The organism is Massilia sp. HP4, assembly GCF_005222695.1.
Taxonomy (GTDB): Bacteria; Pseudomonadota; Gammaproteobacteria; order Burkholderiales; family Burkholderiaceae_D; genus Telluria.
This window is the reverse complement of sequence record NZ_STGG01000010.1, coordinates 172,366-193,955: the sequence shown is the minus strand read 5'-3', so window position 1 is coordinate 193,955 and position 21,590 is coordinate 172,366. Positions and strand designations below refer to the sequence as shown.

At 66.7% G+C, this 21,590-nt stretch carries 26 protein-coding genes, 1 tRNA gene and 2 pseudogenes; 17 read left to right on the top strand and 12 right to left on the bottom strand.

Annotation, left to right across the window (positions count from 1 at the left end; translation table 11 throughout):
- Positions 1-20 precede the first annotated feature (20 nt).
- Entirely contained in the window at positions 21-1,037 is a 1,017-nt protein-coding gene (locus E8M83_RS03615; protein WP_170976680.1) for a glycosyltransferase family 9 protein, read from the top strand.
- A 48-nt stretch (positions 1,038-1,085) separates the two neighbouring features.
- A pseudogene (locus tag E8M83_RS26420) lies at positions 1,086-1,331 on the top strand (Na+/H+ antiporter NhaA); the annotation flags it as partial.
- A gap of 31 nt (positions 1,332-1,362) precedes the next feature.
- Here the strand turns inward: E8M83_RS26420 and E8M83_RS03605 are convergent.
- The 6 genes and pseudogenes from E8M83_RS03605 to E8M83_RS26205 form a co-directional block, all read right to left on the bottom strand.
- Positions 1,363-1,860: an arsinothricin resistance N-acetyltransferase ArsN1 family B gene (locus E8M83_RS03605; protein WP_137172071.1), complete on the bottom strand. Its 498-nt coding sequence runs from the start codon at positions 1,858-1,860 to the stop codon at positions 1,363-1,365.
- A gap of 74 nt (positions 1,861-1,934) precedes the next feature.
- Positions 1,935-2,651: an arsenical resistance protein ArsH gene (gene arsH / locus E8M83_RS03600; protein WP_137172015.1), complete on the bottom strand. Its 717-nt coding sequence runs from the start codon at positions 2,649-2,651 to the stop codon at positions 1,935-1,937.
- 54 nt (positions 2,652-2,705) lie between these two features.
- A complete protein-coding gene (locus E8M83_RS03595) occupies positions 2,706-3,986 on the bottom strand; it encodes an arsenic transporter (RefSeq protein WP_137172014.1) in 1,281 nt (426 codons plus the stop codon).
- A 68-nt stretch (positions 3,987-4,054) separates the two neighbouring features.
- The gene (locus tag E8M83_RS03590; RefSeq protein ID WP_137172013.1) at positions 4,055-4,534 is read right to left on the bottom strand and encodes an arsenate reductase ArsC; all 480 of its coding nucleotides are present in this window, start codon (positions 4,532-4,534) and stop codon (positions 4,055-4,057) included.
- A 29-nt stretch (positions 4,535-4,563) separates the two neighbouring features.
- Positions 4,564-5,046, bottom strand: coding sequence for an arsenate reductase ArsC (locus E8M83_RS26210; RefSeq protein ID WP_267874173.1), 483 nt, complete (start codon positions 5,044-5,046; stop codon positions 4,564-4,566).
- Between the two features lie 108 nt (positions 5,047-5,154).
- Positions 5,155-5,394 (bottom strand): annotated as a pseudogene (locus E8M83_RS26205) (ArsR/SmtB family transcription factor); the annotation flags it as partial.
- Between the two features lie 153 nt (positions 5,395-5,547).
- Here E8M83_RS26205 and E8M83_RS03580 point away from each other — a divergent pair.
- A complete protein-coding gene (locus E8M83_RS03580) occupies positions 5,548-5,919 on the top strand; it encodes a helix-turn-helix transcriptional regulator (protein WP_137172070.1) in 372 nt (123 codons plus the stop codon).
- A gap of 36 nt (positions 5,920-5,955) precedes the next feature.
- Here E8M83_RS03580 and E8M83_RS03575 read toward each other — a convergent pair whose 3' ends face one another.
- Positions 5,956-6,507, bottom strand: coding sequence for an isochorismatase family protein (locus E8M83_RS03575; protein WP_137172011.1), 552 nt, complete (start codon positions 6,505-6,507; stop codon positions 5,956-5,958).
- 80 nt (positions 6,508-6,587) lie between these two features.
- Here E8M83_RS03575 and E8M83_RS03570 point away from each other — a divergent pair, with 80 nt between their 5' ends.
- Genes E8M83_RS03570 through E8M83_RS03555 form a run of 4 tightly spaced genes read left to right on the top strand, consistent with a single transcriptional unit; the run spans position 6,588 to position 9,847 of the window.
- The gene (locus E8M83_RS03570) at positions 6,588-7,577 is read left to right on the top strand and encodes a phosphate acetyltransferase (RefSeq protein ID WP_373995028.1); all 990 of its coding nucleotides are present in this window, start codon (positions 6,588-6,590) and stop codon (positions 7,575-7,577) included.
- A gap of 1 nt (position 7,578) precedes the next feature.
- The gene (locus E8M83_RS03565) at positions 7,579-8,775 is read left to right on the top strand and encodes an acetate/propionate family kinase (RefSeq protein ID WP_137172009.1); all 1,197 of its coding nucleotides are present in this window, start codon (positions 7,579-7,581) and stop codon (positions 8,773-8,775) included.
- Positions 8,772-9,545 carry an enoyl-ACP reductase FabI gene (gene fabI / locus E8M83_RS03560; RefSeq protein WP_137172008.1) on the top strand — a complete coding sequence of 258 codons (774 nt, stop codon included), beginning with the start codon at positions 8,772-8,774 and terminating at the stop codon, positions 9,543-9,545. The genes E8M83_RS03565 and fabI overlap by 4 nt, the downstream gene beginning before the upstream one ends.
- Positions 9,546-9,559: 14 nt before the next feature.
- Positions 9,560-9,847 (top strand): RNA-binding protein, encoded by a 288-nt coding sequence (locus E8M83_RS03555; RefSeq protein ID WP_137172007.1) that lies wholly within the window; start codon positions 9,560-9,562, stop codon positions 9,845-9,847.
- On the opposite strand, the gene E8M83_RS03550 is transcribed toward E8M83_RS03555, so the two are convergent.
- Genes E8M83_RS03550 through E8M83_RS03540 form a run of 3 tightly spaced genes read right to left on the bottom strand, consistent with a single transcriptional unit; the run spans position 9,844 to position 11,601 of the window.
- Entirely contained in the window at positions 9,844-10,050 is a 207-nt protein-coding gene (locus tag E8M83_RS03550) for a zf-HC2 domain-containing protein (RefSeq protein WP_137172006.1), read from the bottom strand. The two genes, E8M83_RS03555 and E8M83_RS03550, sit on opposite strands and share 4 nt — an antisense overlap.
- Positions 10,047-10,664, bottom strand: a complete 618-nt coding sequence (locus E8M83_RS03545; RefSeq protein ID WP_170976679.1) for a sigma-70 family RNA polymerase sigma factor — start codon at positions 10,662-10,664, stop codon at positions 10,047-10,049. Before E8M83_RS03545 ends, E8M83_RS03550 begins: the two co-directional genes overlap by 4 nt.
- Positions 10,633-11,601 carry a catalase gene (locus E8M83_RS03540; RefSeq protein ID WP_137172004.1) on the bottom strand — a complete coding sequence of 323 codons (969 nt, stop codon included), beginning with the start codon at positions 11,599-11,601 and terminating at the stop codon, positions 10,633-10,635. Before E8M83_RS03540 ends, E8M83_RS03545 begins: the two co-directional genes overlap by 32 nt.
- 389 nt (positions 11,602-11,990) lie before the next feature.
- Between E8M83_RS03540 and E8M83_RS03535 the strand changes: the two genes are divergently transcribed.
- The 3 genes from E8M83_RS03535 (at position 11,991) to E8M83_RS03525 (ending at position 13,911) form a co-directional block, all read left to right on the top strand.
- On the top strand, positions 11,991-12,533 hold the full coding sequence (locus E8M83_RS03535) for a carboxymuconolactone decarboxylase family protein (protein WP_137172003.1): 543 nt from the start codon (positions 11,991-11,993) through the stop codon (positions 12,531-12,533).
- Positions 12,530-13,078, top strand: a complete 549-nt coding sequence (locus tag E8M83_RS03530) for a redoxin domain-containing protein (RefSeq protein WP_137172002.1) — start codon at positions 12,530-12,532, stop codon at positions 13,076-13,078. The genes E8M83_RS03535 and E8M83_RS03530 overlap by 4 nt, the downstream gene beginning before the upstream one ends.
- A gap of 86 nt (positions 13,079-13,164) precedes the next feature.
- Complete coding sequence (locus E8M83_RS03525; RefSeq protein WP_137172001.1) at positions 13,165-13,911, top strand: hypothetical protein; 747 nt, start codon at positions 13,165-13,167, stop codon at positions 13,909-13,911.
- Here the strand turns inward: E8M83_RS03525 and E8M83_RS03520 are convergent.
- Positions 13,862-14,371 (bottom strand): N-acetyltransferase, encoded by a 510-nt coding sequence (locus E8M83_RS03520; RefSeq protein WP_137172000.1) that lies wholly within the window; start codon positions 14,369-14,371, stop codon positions 13,862-13,864. The two genes, E8M83_RS03525 and E8M83_RS03520, sit on opposite strands and share 50 nt — an antisense overlap.
- A 5-nt stretch (positions 14,372-14,376) precedes the next feature.
- Entirely contained in the window at positions 14,377-15,066 is a 690-nt protein-coding gene (locus tag E8M83_RS03515) for a hypothetical protein (protein ID WP_137171999.1), read from the bottom strand.
- A gap of 163 nt (positions 15,067-15,229) precedes the next feature.
- Between E8M83_RS03515 and E8M83_RS03510 the strand changes: the two genes are divergently transcribed.
- The 7 genes from E8M83_RS03510 to E8M83_RS03480 all read left to right on the top strand — a co-directional run bounded on the left by E8M83_RS03510 (position 15,230) and on the right by E8M83_RS03480 (position 21,310).
- The gene (locus tag E8M83_RS03510) at positions 15,230-15,781 is read left to right on the top strand and encodes a GNAT family N-acetyltransferase (RefSeq protein ID WP_137171998.1); all 552 of its coding nucleotides are present in this window, start codon (positions 15,230-15,232) and stop codon (positions 15,779-15,781) included.
- A gap of 103 nt (positions 15,782-15,884) precedes the next feature.
- On the top strand, positions 15,885-17,405 hold the full coding sequence (locus E8M83_RS03505; protein ID WP_170976678.1) for a RimK family protein: 1,521 nt from the start codon (positions 15,885-15,887) through the stop codon (positions 17,403-17,405).
- A 45-nt stretch (positions 17,406-17,450) separates the two neighbouring features.
- On the top strand, positions 17,451-18,104 hold the full coding sequence (locus tag E8M83_RS03500; protein ID WP_137171996.1) for a MarR family winged helix-turn-helix transcriptional regulator: 654 nt from the start codon (positions 17,451-17,453) through the stop codon (positions 18,102-18,104).
- 11 nt (positions 18,105-18,115) lie between these two features.
- Complete coding sequence (locus tag E8M83_RS03495; RefSeq protein ID WP_137171995.1) at positions 18,116-18,844, top strand: MOSC domain-containing protein; 729 nt, start codon at positions 18,116-18,118, stop codon at positions 18,842-18,844.
- Positions 18,845-18,930: 86 nt separating this feature from the next.
- Positions 18,931-19,020: transfer RNA gene (locus E8M83_RS03490), tRNA-Ser, on the top strand.
- A 172-nt stretch (positions 19,021-19,192) separates the two neighbouring features.
- Complete coding sequence (locus E8M83_RS03485; RefSeq protein ID WP_170976677.1) at positions 19,193-21,091, top strand: TonB-dependent siderophore receptor; 1,899 nt, start codon at positions 19,193-19,195, stop codon at positions 21,089-21,091.
- An 18-nt stretch (positions 21,092-21,109) separates the two neighbouring features.
- Positions 21,110-21,310: a hypothetical protein gene (locus E8M83_RS03480; RefSeq protein WP_137171993.1), complete on the top strand. Its 201-nt coding sequence runs from the start codon at positions 21,110-21,112 to the stop codon at positions 21,308-21,310.
- Positions 21,311-21,590 lie beyond the last annotated feature (280 nt).

Below are 21,590 nucleotides of genomic sequence, written 5' to 3'. Positions count from 1 at the left end.
AGACAACAATCGGAAAACCCATGGCCACCCTTGATTCGCACCCCACGCAGCCCGTGAAAATCCTGTTCTTTTCCCATGATGGCAAGCTTGGCGACGCGGTGGTCAACACGGCGTTCGTCGCCGCCTTGAAGCGCTGGAATCCACATTGCGAGATCCATGTCACCGCAGCCGGTGCGACGCTTGCGTTCTGGACGGCCGACCAGCGTATCGCGAAGGTCTGGCCGCTACCGAAGCGCGGCTGGGGGAACATCATTCGTCTTGGACTGGCCCTGCGCCGGGAGCGCCTCGGCCATATCGTGACCTGGCTGCGTCCGCGCAGCGAAAAGAATCGGGTCCTGCTTGCGCTGGCCGCGCCGAAGCAGGTGGTTGACCTGCGTGATTTCAATGCCGGCCCGGTGCGGCCAAAAATCGATGCCTGCAGCGCTGCGCTCGCGCAGATCGGCGTGCCGCCCACATCGCTCGCCTACGATGTGCACCTGTCCTTCCTGGGCCTGGGTAGCGATGCCGGCAATTCGGAGGACAGCCCCTACATCCTGGTCAACCTGTTCGCGGCGGACAGCGAGCGCAATATCGAGCATGAAGCAGCGGTGCGCCTGCTACGGAAGTTACACGCGGCCATCCCCGACGCAGCGCTACGGGTGTTGTGCAGCGCAGCCTCGGTGGAACGTGCGCGCGCCGTGGTCGACGCAGCCGACATTGGCGACATCGTCAATTGCGAAGGCGAGCTTGCTCACCTGTTCGGCGTGTGCCGGTTCGCCGATGCCGTGGTGAGCACGGACACCGCAGTCGTGCATATCGCCGGGGCTTTCACCACGCCAGTGGTCGGGATCTACCAGAACGATGGCGTCAAGCCGCTGCAGTGGGGGCCGTGCGGCACGGCCACTGCCGTCGTCCTGTCGGCATCGGCGCAGGACGTCCACGGCTTCGACGTCGACGAGGTCGTCGGACACGTACTGGCGCTGCGGCGCAGTGCGGGCAGGCACAAGAAAAAGTGCGTCGGTCATATGGCACGCGCCTCGAACGGCGTCGGCTCGTAACCGGCCAATGGCCGGGCGATCCCGTCGGAAACCGACATCGCCTTCGCCATGGGCGCGCTGGCCCTGCTCGGACGGCACGCGCCGCTGATCGGCCTGGCCCTGCCGTGGTACGCGACCCTCCTGTCCGGCGTGCATGCCACCATCGCCGGCGTCGTCGGCGCCTTCCTGATTCCGAATATCCCGTCCAGCGGGAACGCCGCCTCGGCCATCATGATGACGCTCACCCATTACGCCACCGGCACCTCACCGATCATCTTCGGCAGCGGCTACGTGACCCTGGGGGCGTGGTGGCGCGCCTGGCCGGTCGCTCCAATTGGGTGGCGGATCATGGTTCCAGCAACAGCTGCCAATAACCGACATCGACCCAACGGTCGAACTTGAACCCTACTTCCCTGAAGTGGGCAACCTTGCGAAACCCCATGCATTCATGCAGCCTGACACTGGGTTCGTTTGGCTGCGCGATGCCGGCGATGACCGTATGCAGTCCGCACCTGCGCAGTTCGTCGAGCAGGCGGGCATACAGGCGCCTGCCGTGCCCGCGGCCGGTCAGCGCATGATCGAGATAGATCGTACTTTCCACGGCGTGCCGATAGGCCGGCCGGGCGCGCCACTTGGTGGCGTAGGCATAGCCCACCGTTTCTCCTTCCACCTCAAGCACCAGCCAGGGCAGGCCATCGTTCATGACGTCCGCGATGCGCTCGACCATCGCGACCGCGGAAACCGGCGCTTCTTCGAACGAGATCGTCGTCCCGGCGACGTAATGGTTATAGATGGCGCTGATGCGCGCAGCGTCGAGGTGGGAAGCGGGGCGGATATCGGTCATCGGCATGCTGTCTCGAACGAAACCTCACATCATACAAAATCGGGCGCGTGGCGGCGAAATTGGCGCGCAGCAGCTCACAGCCGCGCGATCTGCCGATCGATCGCGCGGTTGGCGCGTTCGCTGCGCTCGCTGTAGCGGTCCGTCAGGTAGCTGCTGCTGCCGCGCATCAGCAGCGTGATCTTGACCAGTTCTTCCATGACGTCGACCACCCGCTCATAGTAGGCGGACGGGCGCATGCGGTCGTCCTCGCCGAATTCCTGGTAGGCCATCGGCACCGACGACTGGTTCGGGATGGTGAACATGCGCATCCAGCGTCCCAGCAGGCGCAGCGTGTTGACCACATTGAAGGACTGCGAACCGCCGCACACCTGCATCACGGCCAGGGTCTTTCCCTGGCTCGGCCGCACCGATCCCTGCTCCAGCGGGATCCAGTCGATCTGGTTCTTGAAGACCGCGGTCACCGCCCCGTGGCGTTCGGGGCTGCACCACACCTGGCCTTCGGACCAGATGCACAGCTCGCGCAGCTCGACCACCTTCGGATGGGTCTCGGGTACGCTGCCGGTCATCGGCAGTCCGGACGGGTCGAAGATCCTGGCCTCGGCGCCGAACTGGCGCAGGATACGCGCCGCTTCTTCGGTCAGCAGGCGGCTGAACGAGCGCTCGCGCAGGGAGCCATACAACAGCAGGATGCGCGGCGGGTGGGCGATCTCGGCGGCCGCGGCAAGCCGGTCGGAGGTGGGAATGTCCAGGCGTGCGGGGTCGATGTTCGGCAATTCGGCGATGCGGGTCATGCGGGCGTTCCTTCGAAATGGTCCAGCGGGCGCGCCGTCTCGTACGGCGCCGGTTCAGCCCAGGCGCAGCGCAAGCGCGGCCAGGGTCACGAGCAGGATCGGCAGCGTCAGCACCAGGCCGACCCGGAAATAATATCCCCACGAGATGCGGATGTCTTTCGACGCCAGCACGTGCAGCCAGAGCAGGGTCGCGAGACTGCCGATCGGCGTGATCTTCGGTCCGAGGTCGCTGCCGATGACGTTGGCGTAGATCATGGCTTCGCGCACGACGCCCTGGGTGGCGGTGTCGTCGATGGCCAGCGCGCCGATCAGCACGGTCGGCATATTGTTCATGATCGACGACAGGATCGCGGTGATGAAGCCGGTGCCCAGCGCTGCGCCCCATACCCCGTATTCGGCGCAGCGTTCGAGCACGGCGGTCAGGTAGACGGTCAGGCCGGCGTTGCGCAGGCCGTAGACGACCAGGTACATGCCGAGCGAGAAGATGACGACTTGCCACGGCGCATCGCGCAGGACGGCGCGGGTGGCGATCCGGTGGCCGCGGGCGGCGACCGCGAGCAGCAGCGCGGCGCCCGCTGCGGCGACGGCGCTGATCGGCACGCCGATCTCGTCCAGCCAGAAAAAGCCGGCCAAGAGAAGGCCCAGTACCCACCATCCGCTGATGAAGGTGGCGCGGTCGTGGATCGCCGCGCCAGGTTGACGCAATTGCGCCACATCGTAGTCGGCCGGGATGTCCTTGCGGAAGAACAGCAGCAGCACCGCCAGCGTGGCGCCGACCGACACCAGGTTGACCGGCGCCATCACCGCTGCATAGCGCGCAAAGCCGATGTCGAAGTAGTCCGCCGACACGATGTTGACCAGGTTCGACACCACCAGCGGCAGGCTGGCGGTGTCGGCGATGAAGCCGGCCGCCATCACATAGGCCAGCGTGGCCCTGGGCGAGAAGCGCAGGGCGGCCAGCATGGCGATCACGATCGGGGTCAGGATCAGCGCCGCGCCATCGTTGGCGAATACGGCCGCGACCGCGGCGCCCAGCAGGACCAGCAGCACGAACAGGCGCTTGCCGCTGCCCTTGCCCCAGCGCGCGACATGCAGCGCGGCCCATTCGAAAAAACCGGCCTTGTCCAGCAGAAGGCTGATGATGATGACCGCCACGAAGGTCGCCGTCGCGTTCCAGACGATATGCCAGACCACGGGAATGTCGGACAGGCTAATGACGCCCGCCATGAGGGCGAGCAGGGCCCCGCCGGCGGCGCTCCAGCCGATGCCCAGGCCGCGGGGCTGCCAGATGACGAAAACGAGGGTCGTGAGGAAGATGAGCGATGCGGTGAGCACGGTGGTCCTTGTTGGAATACGCGCGCCGCGCGCAAGGGCGCGGCGCCAGGATGCGATGTGGAGGGCGGTCAGGCAGCCAGCGTGCCGATACGGTCGAGTTCGGCCTTGAACGCGACCCGGTCGCCGGCCAGTTCGGCCAGGGGCAGCGCCAGGAACGCACGAATCCGTTCGACGATGATGGCGTAGGTGCGTTCGAACGCCGCCTCGATTTCTTGCTCCGTCCCTACCATGTGGCCCGGATCGTCCAGTCCCCAGTGTGTGCGCAGAACATTGCCCAGGTAGGCCGGGCAGGTCTCGCCGGCCGCGCTGCTGCACACGGTGACCACGATGTCGGGCGTCATGGGCAGGTCGTCCCACGACTTGCTGTAGTAACCTTCGGTAGAGATGCCCTTGCAGTGCAGCAGGGCCACGGCGCGCGGATGCAGCTGTCCGGCCGGCTGGCTGCCGGCGCTGAGCGCGCGCCAGCCCTCCGGCGCGAGATGGTTGAATACGCCCTCGCTGAGGACGGAGCGGCAGGAATTTCCGGTGCAGAGGAATAATACGTTCATGGTATGGTCGTCAGTGGATGAAGGTGGAGTCAGGCGTCGCCGATACGGGTCAGTTCGGCCCTGATGGCGTTCTTTTCAAGCATCTGCAGCGGCAGGCTGGTGAACAGGTTCATGCGCGCGACCAACTGGCGGTAAACCCGGCGGAATGCGGCTCGCCGCACCTCCTGGGTGCCGGTGACCAGAGCCGGATCCTCGAAACCCCAATGCGCCGAAACGGGATGGCCGGGCCAGAGTGGGCAGACCTCGCCGGCCGCGCTGTCGCATACGGTGATCACGAAATCCATATGCTGCGCATCGGGCGCGCTGAATTCGTCCCAGCCCTTGCTGCGCAGCTTCGCCGGCGGGTAGCCGGTGCCGGCGATCTGCTCGACGGCCAGGGGATTGACGACGCCGGTCGGCCGGCTGCCGGCCGAGAAGCCTCGGAATCGCCCGCGGCCGATGGTCGACACCAGCGCTTCGGCCATGATGCTGCGCGCCGAATTGCCGGTGCACAGGAACAGCACGTTATACACTCTGTCGTCGGCCGGCGCGCCGGCGACCTGGCCGCCCTGGGCCGCTGGAGGGGGTGCGGCCGGATGGGACTGGCAGCAATTTTCCATCAGGTAGGCCATCAAGTCCTTCATCGTCTCGAGGTTGGCGGAGTAAATGATCGAGCGTCCCGCCTGGCGCGGCGTGACGAGGCTGGCATGCGCCAATTCCTTTAGATGGAACGACAACGCCGATGGCGTGATGCCAAGCGCTTGCGCGATCTCGCGTCCCGCCAGTCCATCCGCCCCTCCTTTGACCAGCAGTCGGTAGACGGACAACCTGCTTTCCTGCGCGAGAGCCGCCAGTGCGGCGACGGTTGCTGCGGTCTGCATGATGACAGATGAACTTAATAGTTCAATAGATATTGAGATGATGCGACTGTAGCAGCATTTGTTTAATAGTTCAATGACTATTGAGTCTTCATGGTGGCCGCAGACGGGGCGGCGCGAGTGGAGTTACAATCGATCGTTTATCATGCGCTGCATATGGACACCAAACACGTACTGAAAGCCCTGGCCGCGCTGGCGCAAGACTCTCGCCTGGCCATTTTTCGCCTGCTGATCCAGACCGGGCCAGCCGGTCTTTATGCGAGCAAGATTGGCGAAGCATTGCATATTTCGTCATCCGCCTTGTCGTTCCATCTGAAAGAACTCAGCCACGCCAAGCTGGTGGTCGCCCGACAGGAGGGTCGGTTCGTGGTCTATACCGCCAGATTCGACACCATGAGCGAACTCATGGGCTTCTTGACCGAGAACTGCTGTGCTGGCGAGACCTGCGACCTGCCGGCCCAGGGGTGCGCACCTGCCGCCACGGCACGACCCGCTGCAGGCGATACCGGCCCGCACGACATCTGTTAGCCAAGGTAGCCGTCCAGCCGCCTTGCCGGCAGCCGTTTACGTCGCGGCCTTGACCAGCGCCAGCACCTCGCGAAAGCGCGGGTGCCGGCAATCGCGCAGCCACTCGAACAGCACCATCTCGTGGGTCACGATCGTCGCCCCGGCCTGCGCCAGGCGGCGCATGGCGGCGGCATGGTCCGACGGCCGGCGCGAGCCGCTCGCGTTTTCCACCACATAGACCTCGCGGCCCGCGCGCAGCAGGCCGAGCGCCGTCTGCAGCATGCAGACATGGGCTTCGCAGCCGGCGATCACCACTTGCCGGCGGCCAGGCGCCTGCGCGTCCAGCGCCGCCAGCAAGTCATCGGCGCAGGCGTCGAAATGCGTCTTCGGCACCGTTTGCACGCACAGCTGCGCGAGCCCGTCGACATTCGGGCCGAGCCGTTCGGGGTTCTCTTCGGTCCCCAGCACCGGCAGTTCCAAGAGCGCGGCCGCGCGCGCCAGCACCAGCGCCCTGGCGACGGCCTCGTCGGCGCCGTGGATCGACGGCATCAGCCGGGCCTGGTAGTCGACCAGCACCAGGCTGCTCGCGTGTGGGTCGATTGCATTCATGGTGGGCGGCTCCTCAACTTCTTAAACCAGATTAAGTTTTGTTGCGACGCAACATAAAATGATTGCGCTGTAAGCAAGCGATGCTACCATCGACCGGTCACAGTGCGAGGAGACAGCTAGTGGAATCAGTGAACACGACGCATCCCTATTACGACCGCCTGATCGCCGCCGCGCGCGCGCAGGGCCCGGTCACGGTGGCGGTGGCGCATGCCTGCGACCGCTATGCGATCGAGGCGGCGCTCGACGCGGCCCGCATCGGCCTGGTCGCGCCCCTGCTGGTCGGGCCGCGGGCGCGTATCCACGCCGCGGCCGAAGCCGCCGGGCTGGATATCGGCGCGCTGCCCCTGGTCGACACCGAACATAGTCACGCCTCGGCCGCGCGCGCGGTCGAACTGGTGCGCGAGGGCAGGGCGGCGGTCCTGATGAAGGGCAGCCTGCATACCGACGAATTGATGGGCGCGGTGGTGTCGGGCATCACCGGCCTGCGCACCGCGCGCCGCCTGTCGCACTGCTTCGTGATGGACGTGCCGGGCCGCGGCGAGCCTTTGATCATCACCGACGCCGCCGTCAACATCATCCCCGACCTGGCGGCCAAGCGCGACATCGTGCAGAACGCGATCGACCTGGCCCGGGTGCTGGGCTTCGAGGGCGTGCGGGTGGCGATCCTGGCGGCGGTGGAAACCGTGAGCGACAAGATGCCGTCGACGATCGACGCCGCCGCCCTGTGCAAGATGGCCGACCGCGGCCAGATCGTGGGCGGCATCCTCGATGGCCCGCTGGCGATGGACAATGCGATCGACCTGCAAGCAGCCGCCGTCAAGGGCCTGGTGTCGCCGGTCGCGGGCCGCGCCAACGTGCTGGTGGCGCCCGACCTGGAGGCCGGCAATATGCTGGCCAAGAGCCTCTCCTTCATGGCCGGCGCGGCGGCGGCCGGTATCGTGGTCGGCGCGCGCGTGCCCCTGATCCTGACCAGCCGCGCCGATACCGTCGCGGCCCGCCTGGCCTCGTGCGCGGTGGCGGTGCTGCTGGCGCGCCACCAGTTGGCGAACGCGCAAGTGGCGGGGCGCTGACGTGAACCACGCCACGCAAGACTGCATCGCCGTCATCAACGCCGGCTCGTCCAGCATCAAGTTCTCGGTCCACCGCCTGCCCGACCTGGCGCTGGCCTTCAAGGGCAAGATCGAGAACCTGTACCGCGGCGCCACCCGTTTCAGCGCCCAGGATGCGGGCGGCGCCACGGTCGGCGAAGAGGCCTGGCCGGACGCGCTCGACCACCACGCCGGCATGGCCTTCCTGATCGACTTCGCCGGACGCGCCCTGGACGGCTACCGCGTGCGCGCGGTGGGCCATCGCATCGTGCACGGCGGCGTGCATTACAGCGGCCCGCAGCGGCTCGATGAGGTGGTGTTGGAGCAGCTCGAGCAACTGGTGCCGCTGGCGCCGCTGCACCTGCCGCACAACCTGGCGCCGGTGCGCGCCCTGATGGCGCTGGCGCCCGGCCTGCCGCAGGTCGGCTGCTTCGACACCGCCTTCCACACGGCGCAGCCGGCCCTGGCCCAGGCCTTCGCGCTGCCGCCCGAGATCACCGGTCTCGGCATCCGCCGCTACGGTTTCCATGGCCTGTCCTATGAATACATCGCCGCTACCTTGCCCGGCCACGATCCGGCGCTGGCCGGGGCGCGGGTGGTGGCAGCCCATCTCGGCAACGGCGCCAGCATGTGCGCCATGCGCGGCGGACGCAGCGTGGCCAGCACGATGGGATTCACCGCCGTCGACGGCCTGCCGATGGGGACGCGCTGCGGCGCCCTCGATCCGGGCGTGGTGATCTACCTGATCGAAGAGCTGGGCATGAAGGTGGCGAGCGTGCAGCGCCTGATGTACCAGGAATCGGGCCTGTTGGGCGTATCCGGCCTGTCGTCGGATATGCGTACGCTGGAGGCGAGCACGGACCCGCGCGCGCAACTGGCGATCGACCTGCTGGTCTACCGGATAGGGCGCGAGCTCGGTTCGCTGGCCGCTTCGCTGGGCGGCCTGGATGCGCTGGTGTTTTCGGGCGGGATCGGCGAGAACAGCACCCGGTTGCGGGCCGCCGTCTGCCGCGACGCCGCCTGGCTCGGCGTCGAGCTCGATCCCGGCCTGAACGCCGCGCCGCCAGCCGGCGTCGCCCGCATCAGTACGGCCGCCAGCCGCACCGCGGTGTGGCTGGTGCCGGCCAACGAAGAACACATGATCGCCCGCCACACCCTCGATTTGCTGGAGCAAGCATGACCGAATCCATTCACCCCATCCTGGCCGGCCAGCGCGCGCTGGTGGTCGGCGTCGCCAACGAGCACTCGATCGCCTGGGGCTGCGCCAGGGCCTTCCATGCGCTCGGCGCCGACCTCGTGCTTACTTACCTGAACGACAAGGCGCTGCCGCACGTCGAGCCGCTGGCCGCGCAGCTCGGCGCGCAGCTGCTGCCGCTCGACGTGCGCGAGCCGGCGCAGATGGAGGCGCTGTTCGCGCAGCTCGCCCTGCATGGCCGGCTCGACATCCTGGTGCACTCGATCGCCTTCGCGCCCAAGGCCGACCTGCAGGGCGGCCTGCTCGACTGTTCGCTGGACGGCTTCCTGCAGGCGATGGACGTCTCGTGCCACTCCTTCGTGCGCATGGCCAAGCTGGCCGCACCGCTCATGACGGCGGGCGGCAGCATGTTCGCGATGAGCTACCACGGCGCCGACAAGGTGGTGCCGAACTATAACGTCATGGGCCCGGTCAAGGCGGCGCTGGAATCGTGCTGCCGCTACCTGGCCTATGAACTCGGCGCGCGCGATATCCGCGTGCATGCCATTTCGCCGGGGCCGCTCAAGACGCGCGCAGCATCGGGCCTGAAGGATTTCGACCTGCTGCTGCGCGATGCGGTGACCCGCTCGCCGCTGGGCGAACTGGTCGACATCGACGACGTCGGCCAGGTGTGCGCCTATCTCGCCTCGAGCTTCGCGCGCCGCCTGACGGGCAGCACCGTCTACGTCGACGGCGGCCTGAACATCATCGCCTGAACCAGGAGCGCATCATGAAAGTCATTTTGTCCGGCCTGCACGGCGACGCCTGCGAAAGCGCCATCGTCGAGAGCTTCGCGCCGTTCTTCCACATTCGCCACGTCGAGATGATCCGCGAAGGCTCGCCCGACAGTCCCTGGGCGGTGCTGCACATCGCCGATTCCTATGAGCGCGCCTGGGAAGCGTGCAATACCCTGCGCGGGGTCTTCCATCGCGGCAAGCGCCTGCACATGTACATCCCGCTGCACCAGCCCGACATCTATCACGAGTTCGAACCACACCAGCGGGTCGATATCCGCTAGGCGGAAGGATCCTCGCGCGCGAGCAGCGTATCGAGCTGCGCGAACAGCTGGGCGAACTGGCGCGACGCCACCCGGCAGGCGGCGCAGCCGGCCAGGTGGGCGGCGAGCTGGCCGGCCTCGGCCGGCGTGAGCGCGCCGTCGCGGGCGCAGGACACCAGCCAGGTGCTGTCGCGGCAGGTGATCGGGGTGGGTTGCTCGCTCATTCGGGTTCTCCCCAGCTGCGCACCGCGCATTCGCGCAGCCGCATGCGCGCGCGGTAGAGCACCACGCGCAGGTTGGCGTTGGACAGCATGCAGTGCTCCTCGATTTCCTTCAATTCCATGCCGAGGTATTCGCGCATCAGGAATAGCCGCGCCGTGTCTTCGGGCAGCCTGCGCATGCACAGTTCAACGATGTCGAGCAGCTGGCGCTGGGCCAGCGCGGTCGCGCCGCACAGCGTGTCGACGAAGGTGTCGGGATGCCAGGCGCCGCCCGCCGTGAACAGGGCGTCGAAGTCGCCGCCATCGGCCGCATCGACGACATCGTCCACGTCCACCCAGGCCAGCATGCGCCGGCTGCGCAGCAGGTCGACGATCTTGTGGCGCAGGATGCCGGTCAGCCAGCTGCGCAGGCCCGAGCGGCCGGCAAAGCCGTGCCAGCCGCGCGCCGCGCCGACCAGGGTTTCCTGGACCGCGTCCTCGGCATCGGCCGTCGACGCCAGCTGCAGCCGCGCGAGGCGCAGCAGGAAGGGCCGCTCCTGCGCCAGGGCCTGCCACGGGCCGGCATCGGGCCCGGCCTCCGGCGCGTTACTTGCTGCGGCGCGAGAGCGAGACGGCATAGGCGGCATTGCGTGCATGCAGGATCGGATCGTCGCTCGGCGCGATCCCGGTCGGCAGGGACAACGGCATATACACCACGCTATCGCAGGCATCCGGCGCCGCCAGCGCGCCGATCGTCAGGCGTCCCAGCTCGACCTTGTCCGCGCCTTGCCACACGGTGCTGGGGTCGACCAGCGAATCGCCGGCGGCGGGCAGCTGGGCGTACAGCGTGAAGGCCGCGCCGCCGTCGGCCAGGCGCCGCGCCAGTTCGTCGTGCAGGAACAGGTCGGGCAGGTTCTTTTCTTCTTCGGCACTGAGGTACTGCACGCCGGCGACCGGCTCGGCCACGATGCGCGCATGGCGCAGCTTGTCGCGGCGGTCGCGGAACACGAAGGCGTTGTTCGAGAAGTAGGGCGTGCTGGCATACGAGGCCGGGGCCGCGTGGGCCGCCAGCAGCGCCGGCTGGCGCGTGCCGTCCGGATGGGCGGCGTTATGGGCCGCGATACGCGCCGGGTCGGGCTTGCCGGTGGCCGGATCGGCCACGCGCGCCTGCAGGAAGCTCACGAACGAAGCCGGGGTGGCGGCGAAGAAGGCCGGTTCCGAGATCAGGAGCAGGTCCCAGTTTTCGCCCTGGGCATTGATGCGCATCGACAGGCCGCGCACGCTGCGGCTCTTGTCCGACGCTTTCGGATTGCCGCCGCCGACCGAGAAGCGGACGTTGGCGGGCAGGCGCGCCTGGGAGAACATCGGGCCGTGCACGATGTCGGCGGCGCCCTTGGCGGGGACGAATTCGCCGGTCGCGCAAAAGCCCTTGGCATGCGAGGCGCGCATGCCGTGCGAGCCGAAGGTGCCGTTGAGGGCGTCGACCAGCGCCGCCGGGCTGGTGTCGGGCGGGGTCTGGGCCTGGGCGGCGGTGGCGCAGATGGCCAGCACGGCGGGAGCGAGATGTTTGTTCATGATGGGTCCTGTTCAATGGTGGGTGCTGTTAAGTCGGCCTTGCACCGGTTTCGTTACAGCCATGTCGAGAATTTCGCGATGCTACCCGCGTGCACCGGCGCAAGCCCGTCGAAAGGGGAGGAGGCGGCCCTCTGCTATCGGAGCGATAGAAATAATTTTAATTAGGACTCCTTTACATTTAATCGGAAGCTGGTATTCTGCTGTCCATGGGCAGTCAGGCAGGCGACACCGCTGCCACCCAGGGAAAGACCTACCGTGCATGCCGCCGCATGCCGGGCCGTCGTGGCGCCGAATGCATGACTGCTCCTTTTTACGATCCTGATAATTAGGATTCCTACTTAATATCGGCCGCGTTCACCGACCTGGCCAACCGACTGAAAGGAAACATCATGTCCCGCATCGAACTCGTGAACCCGGCCACCACCCAGGGCCCCAGCGCCGAACTGCTGCAACAGATCAAGGGTGCGTTCGGCGTCGTGCCGAACATGTTCCGCGGCGTGGCCAATTCGCCGGCGGCGCTGGCCAGTATGTGGGGCGCGTTCGGCGCGCTCGGCGGCGGCGCCATCGGCGCCCGCCTGGGTGAGCAGATCGCCGTCGCGATCGCCGACCGCAATGACTGCAATTACTGCCTCGCGGCCCACACCGCGCTGGGCCGGAAGGCCGGCGCGACTGCCGACGAGATGGCCCAGGCCCAGGCCGGCCAGTCGAGCGATCCGCAGACCGCCGCCGCCCTGCGCTTCGCGCTGGCCGTGGTCGAGAAGCGCGGCCACGTCGATGCGGCCGAGGTGCAGGCCCTGCGCACCGCCGGTTTCGACGATGGCGCGATCGTCGAGATCATGGCCCACGTCGCCCTGAACCTGTTCACCAACTACGTGAACGTGGCCTTGGACGTGCCGGTCGATTTCCCTGGCGTGAAGCTGCGCGCAAAATGAACGCGCCACTGAACGTGCCATATGCACGCACTCCCGCGCCCGAGTTCGAGGTCAGCGGCTGGCTGAACGCCACCCAGGCGCCGACCCTGGCCTCGCTGCGCGGCCGGGTGGTGGCGGTGTACGCCTTCCAGATGCTGTGCCCGGGCTGCGTCTCGCACGGCATCCCGCAGGCCAAGGGCATCCGCCAGCTGTTCGGGCACGACGAAGTCGCGGTGCTGGGCCTGCACACCGTGTTCGAACACCACGACGCCATGAACGAAGGCGCGCTGAAGGCCTTCGTCCATGAGTACCGCATCGGCTTCCCGGTCGGCATCGACCGCGCCGGCGACCCCGGTCCGGTGCCGAGCACGATGGAGCGCTATGGCTTGCGCGGCACGCCGACCTTGCTGCTGTTCGACCGCCAGGGCGTGCTGCGCCACAGCCTGTTCGGGCGGGCGGAGGACATGCAGGTCGGCGCGCTGATCGGCCGCCTGCTGGCCGAACCCGCGCCGTTGGCGTCCGATGCAGCGCCGCATTGCGACGACGACGCTTGCAGCGTGCGCTAGCAATACCGGCGGCGCGTCCCCGGGGAGGGGACGCCGCCGGCCTCCAACGATTCGACTCACTCGCAAAAAAAGAAAGAGAACCTGATATGAAACCGATCCAGACCGCCATCGCTGCCGCCCTGTCGCTGACCATGCTCGGCGCCTTCGCCCACCAGGGAGAACACAAGGGCGGCATCAAGAGCGCGCTGACCAAGGGCGTGAGCGCGCCGTACGACATCCACCACACCAAGATCACGACCGAGGGCAATATCGCGACCTTCCATATCGCGGTCTCGGGCAAGGCCGGCGCCTCCAAGCCGGCCAGGACCGGCAAGCTGGCCGGCAGCCAGGTGTTTTCCTATGTCTGGCCGACGACCATTGATCCGTCGACCGTCGGTTTCGAACGCGGCGCCGGCATCCTGGCCTTCGCCGTAACGTCGCACCCCGACTTTGACGACACGCCGCTATACGACGAGAACGGAGACGGCAAGCTGGATAACGACGGCGACCTGTGGCACTCGCATTGGGTGGTGCTGAGCAAGGACGCCGCCTGCGGCAAGGACGCATTGAAGATCGTCGACATTCCGGAAGGCGCCAAGCCGAAGCTGCCCAAGACCTGGCCCGGCCTGCGGATCCTGATCGACAGCCCGGCCTACAGCCCGATCTTCAAGGGCGATACGCTCGAAGTGAAGGTGCCGTTCGACGACATCGCGGTGCTGGACAACGCCAGCTTCGATGGCGTGACCGCGGCGCTGCGCATCAACGAGAGCGTGCACAGCCCGCTGGTGTGCGTGGCCAACGTGTTCAAGGTGGCGTCCGGCAACCTGAGCCTGCCGGGCAAGGTCGACCGTTAAGGCCACAAACATGGATGTGCGACAGCTGCTTCTGCAGCCGCAGTGCATCCATGCGGTCGTGGTAATAGGCGGCGTAGCGACCGAACTCGCGGTAGCCGCGCCCGCGAAACAGCGCCAGCGAGGCCGCGTTGTCGGCGCGGATCTCGAGCCGCAGGCAGGTGTAGCCACGCATGCGCGCCTGCGTCTCGGCGGCGTCGACGAGTGCCGCGCCGACCCCGCGCCCCGATTGGCCGGGATGGGTCGCGATCGAATACAGGCGCGCGATCGTCGAGTTGGCGCGAAACAGCAGCAGCACATAACCGCGCAGCGTGTCGTCTCGGGCATCGACCAGCAGCGCGCAGTGCGCATGAGCGAGCAGATAGCGAAAGCGCCGCCGGTCGAGCCGGTCGCCGGGAAAGCTGGCGTCCTCGATGCCGACCAGAGCCGCGACATCATCCAGGGTGGCGCGCCGGATCGGCATGGCGCTCAGCCCCACAAGGCGTGCGCCGCGCCGAGTTGCGCCATGGGCAGCGTCGACAGCTTCGGCAAGGTGGCGTACACCTCGTCGTACAGCGCATGCATTTCGCCGGCGGCTTGCGGGTCGCAGGTCTCGGCATCGCTCACGCAGCGCCCGGGACCGTAGTCGTGGGCAGCCGGCTGGTGCAGCACGACATTGGCCAGGCTTGCATCCTGCACCCGCGCCATGTGGGCCAGCACGGCGGCGCGTTCTTCCACCCCAGGACCTTCGGCGCCGCAGACGGCGACGAACAGCACCCGCATGCCGGGGTTGAACGCGCGCGCCGCATTCAGGCGCGCCAGCAGGCGATACTGGCAATCGAGATCGATCTCGCCGCCGCGCACCGGCACCACGACCAGGCGCGCCGAGGCAAGCACGCAGCGGCATTCGTCGGTATCGCGCGTGCCGGCGTCGATCAGGATGTCGTTGAACAGTGGGCGCAGGGCGGCCAGGCGTGTCTTGACCGCGCGGCTGCCGACCTGGCGCGTATCGATCCAGGGCCGCGCCGCGCATGCGCTGCGCTCTGCTCCCCAGTCGCTGTCGCGGGCGGTGTTCATCAGGCAGACGCGGCGTCCACTGCGGGCGCGCAGCACTGCCAGATTGCGTGCGATGACCGCACGGTCCGGGTTGCCGTGCTGGTTGACGATGGCGACGATCATGGTTGCCTCCAGGTGCAGGTTCGATGGCATGGAAGCGTAGCGGCGCGGCCGTAAAAACAGGGAAAAAGACAGGGCAGGGAAGATCAATGCCGTGTAAACGTGCGCTTTCGCGAACCGCTGCGCCGCGATATGGTGCCGGTCCTTGCGTAACACTGGAGCTGCCATGCTGGATGCCGATTTCACTGAACTTGCCACCGAACGCCTGCGCCTGCGCGCGCTGCGCGCCGACGATGCGCCGGCGCTGCTGGCGCTGTATGCCGACGCCGAGGTGATGCGCCACTGGATCCATCCACCATGGGCCGCTTTGTCGCAGGCACAGGCGGCGATCGAGGAGGCGCGCCGCGACCTTGCCAGCGGACGCGCGCTGCACCTGGCGCTCGAGACGCGCGGTGACGGCCTGCTTGCCGGCAGCTGCGCACTGTACGACATCGCGCCCGGGCACCGCCGCGCCACGGTCGGCTACCTGCTGGCCGAACCTTACTGGGGGAGAGGCATGGCGCGCGAGGCGCTGGCCGTGCTGCTCGGTCATGGGATCGACACGCTCGGACTGGACCGCATCGAGGCCGAAGTCACGCCGCATAATTTTGCGTCGCAGTCCGTACTGGCGCGGCTCGGCTTTCGCCGCGAAGGACGCCTGCATGCGCGCTGGCGGGTTGGCGGCATGACACGCGACGTCGACCTGTGGGCGCTGCTGCGCCACGACTGGCAGGGGTGAAGCGCGGCGTTTACACCGGCTTGCCGTCGCGGCGGGCGTTCTTTATACGGTTTTTATGGCCGGGTCGATAGAGTCTCGGTCAACCCAACTCTGGCATCGCACCATGACCACGCTTCCCACGATTTCTTCCGATACGCCGCGAACGCCCCGCCTGGTGATCGTCGACCATGTCCAGGACTGGAGCGCACTGGACGGCGATTGCACCGTGATCGGGGCCGGCGAGTTCCTGGCGGCGCATGCGCCCGACGACGGGGCGCTGGTGATCAACCTGTGCCGCAGCTACAAATACCTGTCGGTGGGCTACTACTGCTCGCTGATGGCCGAGGCCCGGGGCCAGCAGGTGCTGCCATCGGTGAAAACCATCAACGACCTGTCGCGCAAGGCGATCTACACGCTCGACACGGGTGAACTCGACCGCGCGCTCGATGAGGCGCTCGGCGCCGCCGGCGGCATGCCGATGCCGGCCGCGTTCGCGCTCGACATCCGTTTCGGGACGACCGACTATGCGCCGCTGGCGGGCCTGGCGCGCAGCATCTTCGACACGTTCCCGGCGCCGCTGATGCGGGTCGAGTTCGCACGCGGCGAAGAATGGCATATCGCCGCGATCCGGCTGCAGGGGCCGAATGCGCTGGGCGAGCGCGAGCGCCCGGCCTGCCGCGCGGCGCTGCGCGATTACGCGGGCTTGCCGCAGCGCGCGCCGGCCGCACGCCGCTACCGCTACCGGATCGCGGTGCTGCACGACGCGCACGAGGAGCTGGCGCCGAGCAATCCCGGCGCCCTGGCGCGGCTGGGCGCCGTGGGTCGCGAACTGGGCGTCGGCGTGGCGCCGATCGGGCGCCAGGATTTTTCGCGGCTGGCCGAATTCGATGCGCTGTTCATCCGCGAGACCACGGCCATCAACCACCACACCTATCTGTTCGCGAAGAAGGCCGAGAGCGAAGGGCTGGTGGTGATCGACGATCCGTCCTCGATCCTGCGCTGCACCAACAAGGTCTACCTGGCCGACCTGCTGCGCCTGCACGATATCCCCACGCCGCTGACCATCACGCTGCAGGATGCCGATGCCGGGACGCTGGCGGCCATCGAGGCTAGGATCGCCTACCCGATGGTGCTCAAGATTCCGGACGGCGCTTTCTCGCGCGGGGTCGTGAAAGTGCGCGATGCCGACGAACTGCGGCGCGTGGCGCGCGAGCTGTTGCAGCAGTCGGCCCTGATCCTGGTGCAGGAATACCTGTACACCGAGTTCGACTGGCGCATCGGGGTGCTGAACCGAGAACCGATCTTCGCCAGCAAATACTTCATGTCCAAAGGCCACTGGCAGGTGGCCAAGCGTGACGCCTTCGGCAAGGCTGAATTCGGGATGGCGGCCGCGGTGCCGCTGGGCGAAGTGCCGCCCGCGCTGCTGGACTATGCGCTACAGGCGGCGCGGCTGATGGGCGACGGCCTGTATGGCGTGGACATGAAGATGACGCCGGGCGGGCCCGTGGTGATCGAAGTGAACGACAACCCGAATATCGACGCCGGCGCCGAAGACAGCGTGCTCGGCGACGAGTTGTACCGGATCGTACTGCGCGATTTCGTGCGCCGTCTCGACCTGCTGCACCGGGAAAGCCTGCCTATCTAATTAGGAGTCCTTGACAAGCGTGCGGGCTTTGCTATGCTGAAGCCCATGGACATCCAACCCGAAACCCCCTGGGACAGCACGCCCGACGTCTCGGCGCGCATCGTCACCGCCATCGGCCGCATCGCGACCGTGCTGCGCGCCGGCATGTGGGAAGTCTCGACCAGCGAAGGGCTCAACCCGGCCCAGGCCGAGATCCTGCACCTGCTGCAGCACCGTACGCGCGGCGTGCGCCTGTCGTGGCTGGCCAGGCAGTTGTCGATCTCGGCGGCAAGCGCCAGCGATTCGGTGGCTGCGTTGGTGGGCAAGGGCCTGGTGCGCAAGGCGCGCGCCGAGGACGATGGCCGCGCCACTGCGCTGCACCTGACGCCGGAGGGCGAACGTGTCGCCGAGCGCCTGGGCCATGCGCTGTCGTTCGCCGACAATGCCGCATCGCGGCTGCCGCCCGGCCAGCAGGTGCAGATGCTCACGGGCCTGTTCAAGCTGATCGCCGAGCTGCAAAAGACCGACCGTTTCCCCGAGCTGCGCGCCTGCCTGTCGTGCCGCCATTTTGAAGCCAACAAATACCCTGGCGCCGAGGTGCCGCACCACTGCGCACTGGTCGACGCGCCGCTGCCGATCTCCTTCCTGCGCATCGACTGCGCCGAGCACGAGCCGACCGACCTGGTAACCGAGCAGCGCAACTGGGCCATCTTCGCCTGACGAGGACATATATGGATGCATTCCATGTGCGCCCGGTCGCGGCGCTGCTGACCGGTCGCGCGCGCGCGATCGGCGCGCCCGGCGCCCCCGAAGTCCTGAGCGGCATCGGCAAGGAGGCGCGCCAGGGCGCGCTGTGGCTGGGGCTCGCTGGCCTCGAGGGCGACGAGCAGGGCGACCGCGTCTACCACGGCGGCCCCGAGAAGGCGCTGCACCACTACGCCGCCGAACATTATCCGTACTGGCGCGAGCTGTATCCCGACAGCGCCGTGCCTTATGTCGCCGGCGCTTTCGGCGAAAACGTGTCGACGCTTGGCATGAGCGAGCGCGAGGTGCATGTGGGCGACGTGTTCCGGGTCGGCGCGACGCTGGTGCAGGTGTCGCAGGGGCGGCAGCCGTGCTTTCGCGTGAACCTGCGCTTCGGACGGCCTGATGCGGCGCTGGCGCTGCAGGCCAGCGGGTACACGGGTTGGTATTACCGCGTGCTGCGCGAAGGCTGGCTGGCCGCGGGCGATGTGTTCGAGCTGGTCGACCGGCCGTGCCCGGACTGGCCGCTGGCGCGGGCGATCGCGGCCATGTTCCCGGACCAGCCCCTGGCGCCGGGCCTGCGCGACGAATGGCTGGCGGCCTCGAAGCTGGCGCCGCTGGCGCAGCGCTGGCGCACGACCTTCGAGCGGCGCCTGGCCAGCGGACAGATCGAGGACTGGAGCATGCGCCTGGACGGCCCGCCTGCGGGCGTCTGAAACTAGTTACGGCGCATGCCTTGCAGTTTTCGCCAGGCCTCCGCTATAATGCGGCCTCGCTTACGCGACCACGCAGCACCGATTCAGGAGAGGTGGCAGAGTGGTCGAATGTACCTGACTCGAAATCAGGCGTACGGGTGACCGTACCGTGGGTTCGAATCCCACCCTCTCCGCCAAGTAGCATGGAAAAAGCCACCGCAAGGTGGCTTTTTCTTTTCCGACTCTCGCAAGCCGCATGCGCTGAGCATGAAACGCGGCCACTCACGGAAATCCGTAGACAATATGATCTAGATCAAATAGTCTACTTCGGAGAGATAAGCGAGGTGTCGTGTGATGAGATGTCGAAATGTGGTTTTTTCCCTGGGTATTCTGTCGGCGTTCCCGGCGCATGCGAAACAAGAAGATGCGCCGACCGATCAAATGGCAAAGGTTGCGGTCCGCGGGAGCGCCGATTCGGAACGCCGCAACGAAGCCACGACGCGCATAGTCGTGGACCGCGACGACCTCGATAAATATGGGGACCGGAGCATACTCGACGTATTGAAGCGCCAGCCCGGCGTGACGGTCGCGAACAATGACATACGGATGCGGGGCCTGGGTGGCGGCTATACCCAGGTGCTGGTCAACGGCGATCGGCCGCCCGCCGGATTTTCATTGGACACGCTGGCGCCGGAGTCGATTGCCAGGATCGAGATCATGCGCGCGGCAACGGCCGAATTGAGCACGCAGGGCATTGCAGGGACGATTAACATCATCCTCAAGAGAAGCGCATCGAGAGCGACCCGCGAGATCATTGCCGGTGTCGGCGGCGCGGCCAGCGCACGCTATCCCGCCTTGACGGTAAATGCGTCCGACAGGCTTGAAAAATATGCTTATACCGTCGGGGCGACCCTCAATCACAGCGACAATGGCCAGGGCATGCACGAGCGGGTGCAGGAGCGCCGTTTCGATGAAAGCCCGGACCATCTGCGCGCCACCGACAGCCGGAACGCCAACCGATTCACGAGCCTGAATGCGAATTCGCGTCTCCAATGGGAATCCGGGGAAGGTGACAAGTTTGCGTGGCAAACCTTCGTCAATGCAGCGCGGTCGGCAGGTACCAGCGAGCAGGCGACCGTCGTCGAATCCGGCCCCCGTTATCCTTATCCGTTACTGCTGCTGGATTACGATGGAAAGAACGAAAATATCCGATCCGACCTGAGCTGGGCCAGGAACCTGGGCGAGGAGGGCAAGCTCGACACCAGGCTGGGGCTTTATCGCTCCGGTTCGGACCGGGGCATGTCCCGGTTGGGCCTGGACGGCGCGTCGTCCGCCGCGCTCGACCGTCGTTATGAAACCGGCGTCGACGACAAGGGCGGTTCGTGGACCGGAAAAGTATCGGCGGCCTGGGCCACGCGCCACGCCATCGCTGTCGGCTGGGACGCCGGTTACAGTGATTACCGTGAAAACGAGGTCCAGCGCGAAGCCGTTGCGTCGACCGGATCCGCCCCGATCAACTTCAACAATACCTATCGCGCCAGGATAACCCGGCTGGCCCTGTACGTGCAGGATGAGTGGGATATCGCGCCCGGCTGGTCCATCTACCTGGGCATGCGCTGGGAAGGGCTGGAAACGCGGACCGGTGGCGATGCCGAAGGCTTCAAGCGCCGCTCCAGCGTATTGAGTCCCTTGATCCAGACCTTATGGAAAATCCCGGGCAGTAAAAACGACCAGATCCGGCTCGCCGTGACGCGGACCTATAAAGCCCCGGAATTGCGGCAGCTGATTCCACGGCATTTCTACACCTCGTACAATTTTGCCGTATCGCCGGACCAGAGCGGCAACCCGCAACTGGAACCCGAACTTGCCACCGGCATCGACGCGGCATTCGAGCATTACTGGACGAATAATGCGATGGCATCTGTCAGCGTCGGCGAGCGCAAGGTCGATGGCTTGATCAGGAATGCGATCAGGTATGACGGCGAACGCTGGCTCGCCTATCCGGTCAATTCCGGCAAGGCGACCGTGCGCTCGCTCGAGCTTGAAACGAAGTTCCCGATCACCGCACTACTCTCTGCGGCGCCGGCGATCCAGCTGCGCGCCAATCTCGCGCGCAACTGGTCGCAAGTCGATGCGGTTCCCGGGCCGGATAACCGTCTCGATCGCCAGCCGGAATGGTCGGCCAATCTCGGCGCAGACTACAAGCGCGGCAATATGACGGTCGGCGCAAGCCTGTCGATGGTGGCGGGCGGCTGGACCCGGTTGTGACGTGAAGAATCCAGCTTCGTGTCGCAAAAACGCGATCTGCAGGCGTATGCGCTCTACAGGATCGACGCCAGACGGCGGCTGCGATTCTCGCTTTTCAACGTCCTCAAGAACGATGGCGAGCGGGCGAATGCCTATGCCGATCCGGCCAGCGTACTCGAAAGCCGCATGTTCACCGAAGGCTATCTCGGCTGGCGCCTTCAGTACGAGCACAAGTTCTGATCCTGTGCCTGGTCTACCGTGACACACCTACGTGTTTCACTGATGCGGAGGTCCAGTCCCTTTGCGACAATGGGCCGACGGGCGCCATCATGCCCCGTTCCGGGCCCGACAGTAAAAGCCTGTTGGTGCCATCGGCACCGCCCGGTTCGCTTCCATGGAATGACTCACCCAATGTTGCCTTCTCCGATAGACAGGTTCTCTCGGCCTTTCCTGCATGGAGGCCGCGCCCGGCTCTGTTGAGCTCGGCGGGCGCATGCCTGGCGGGTCGTTCCGCCAAGCC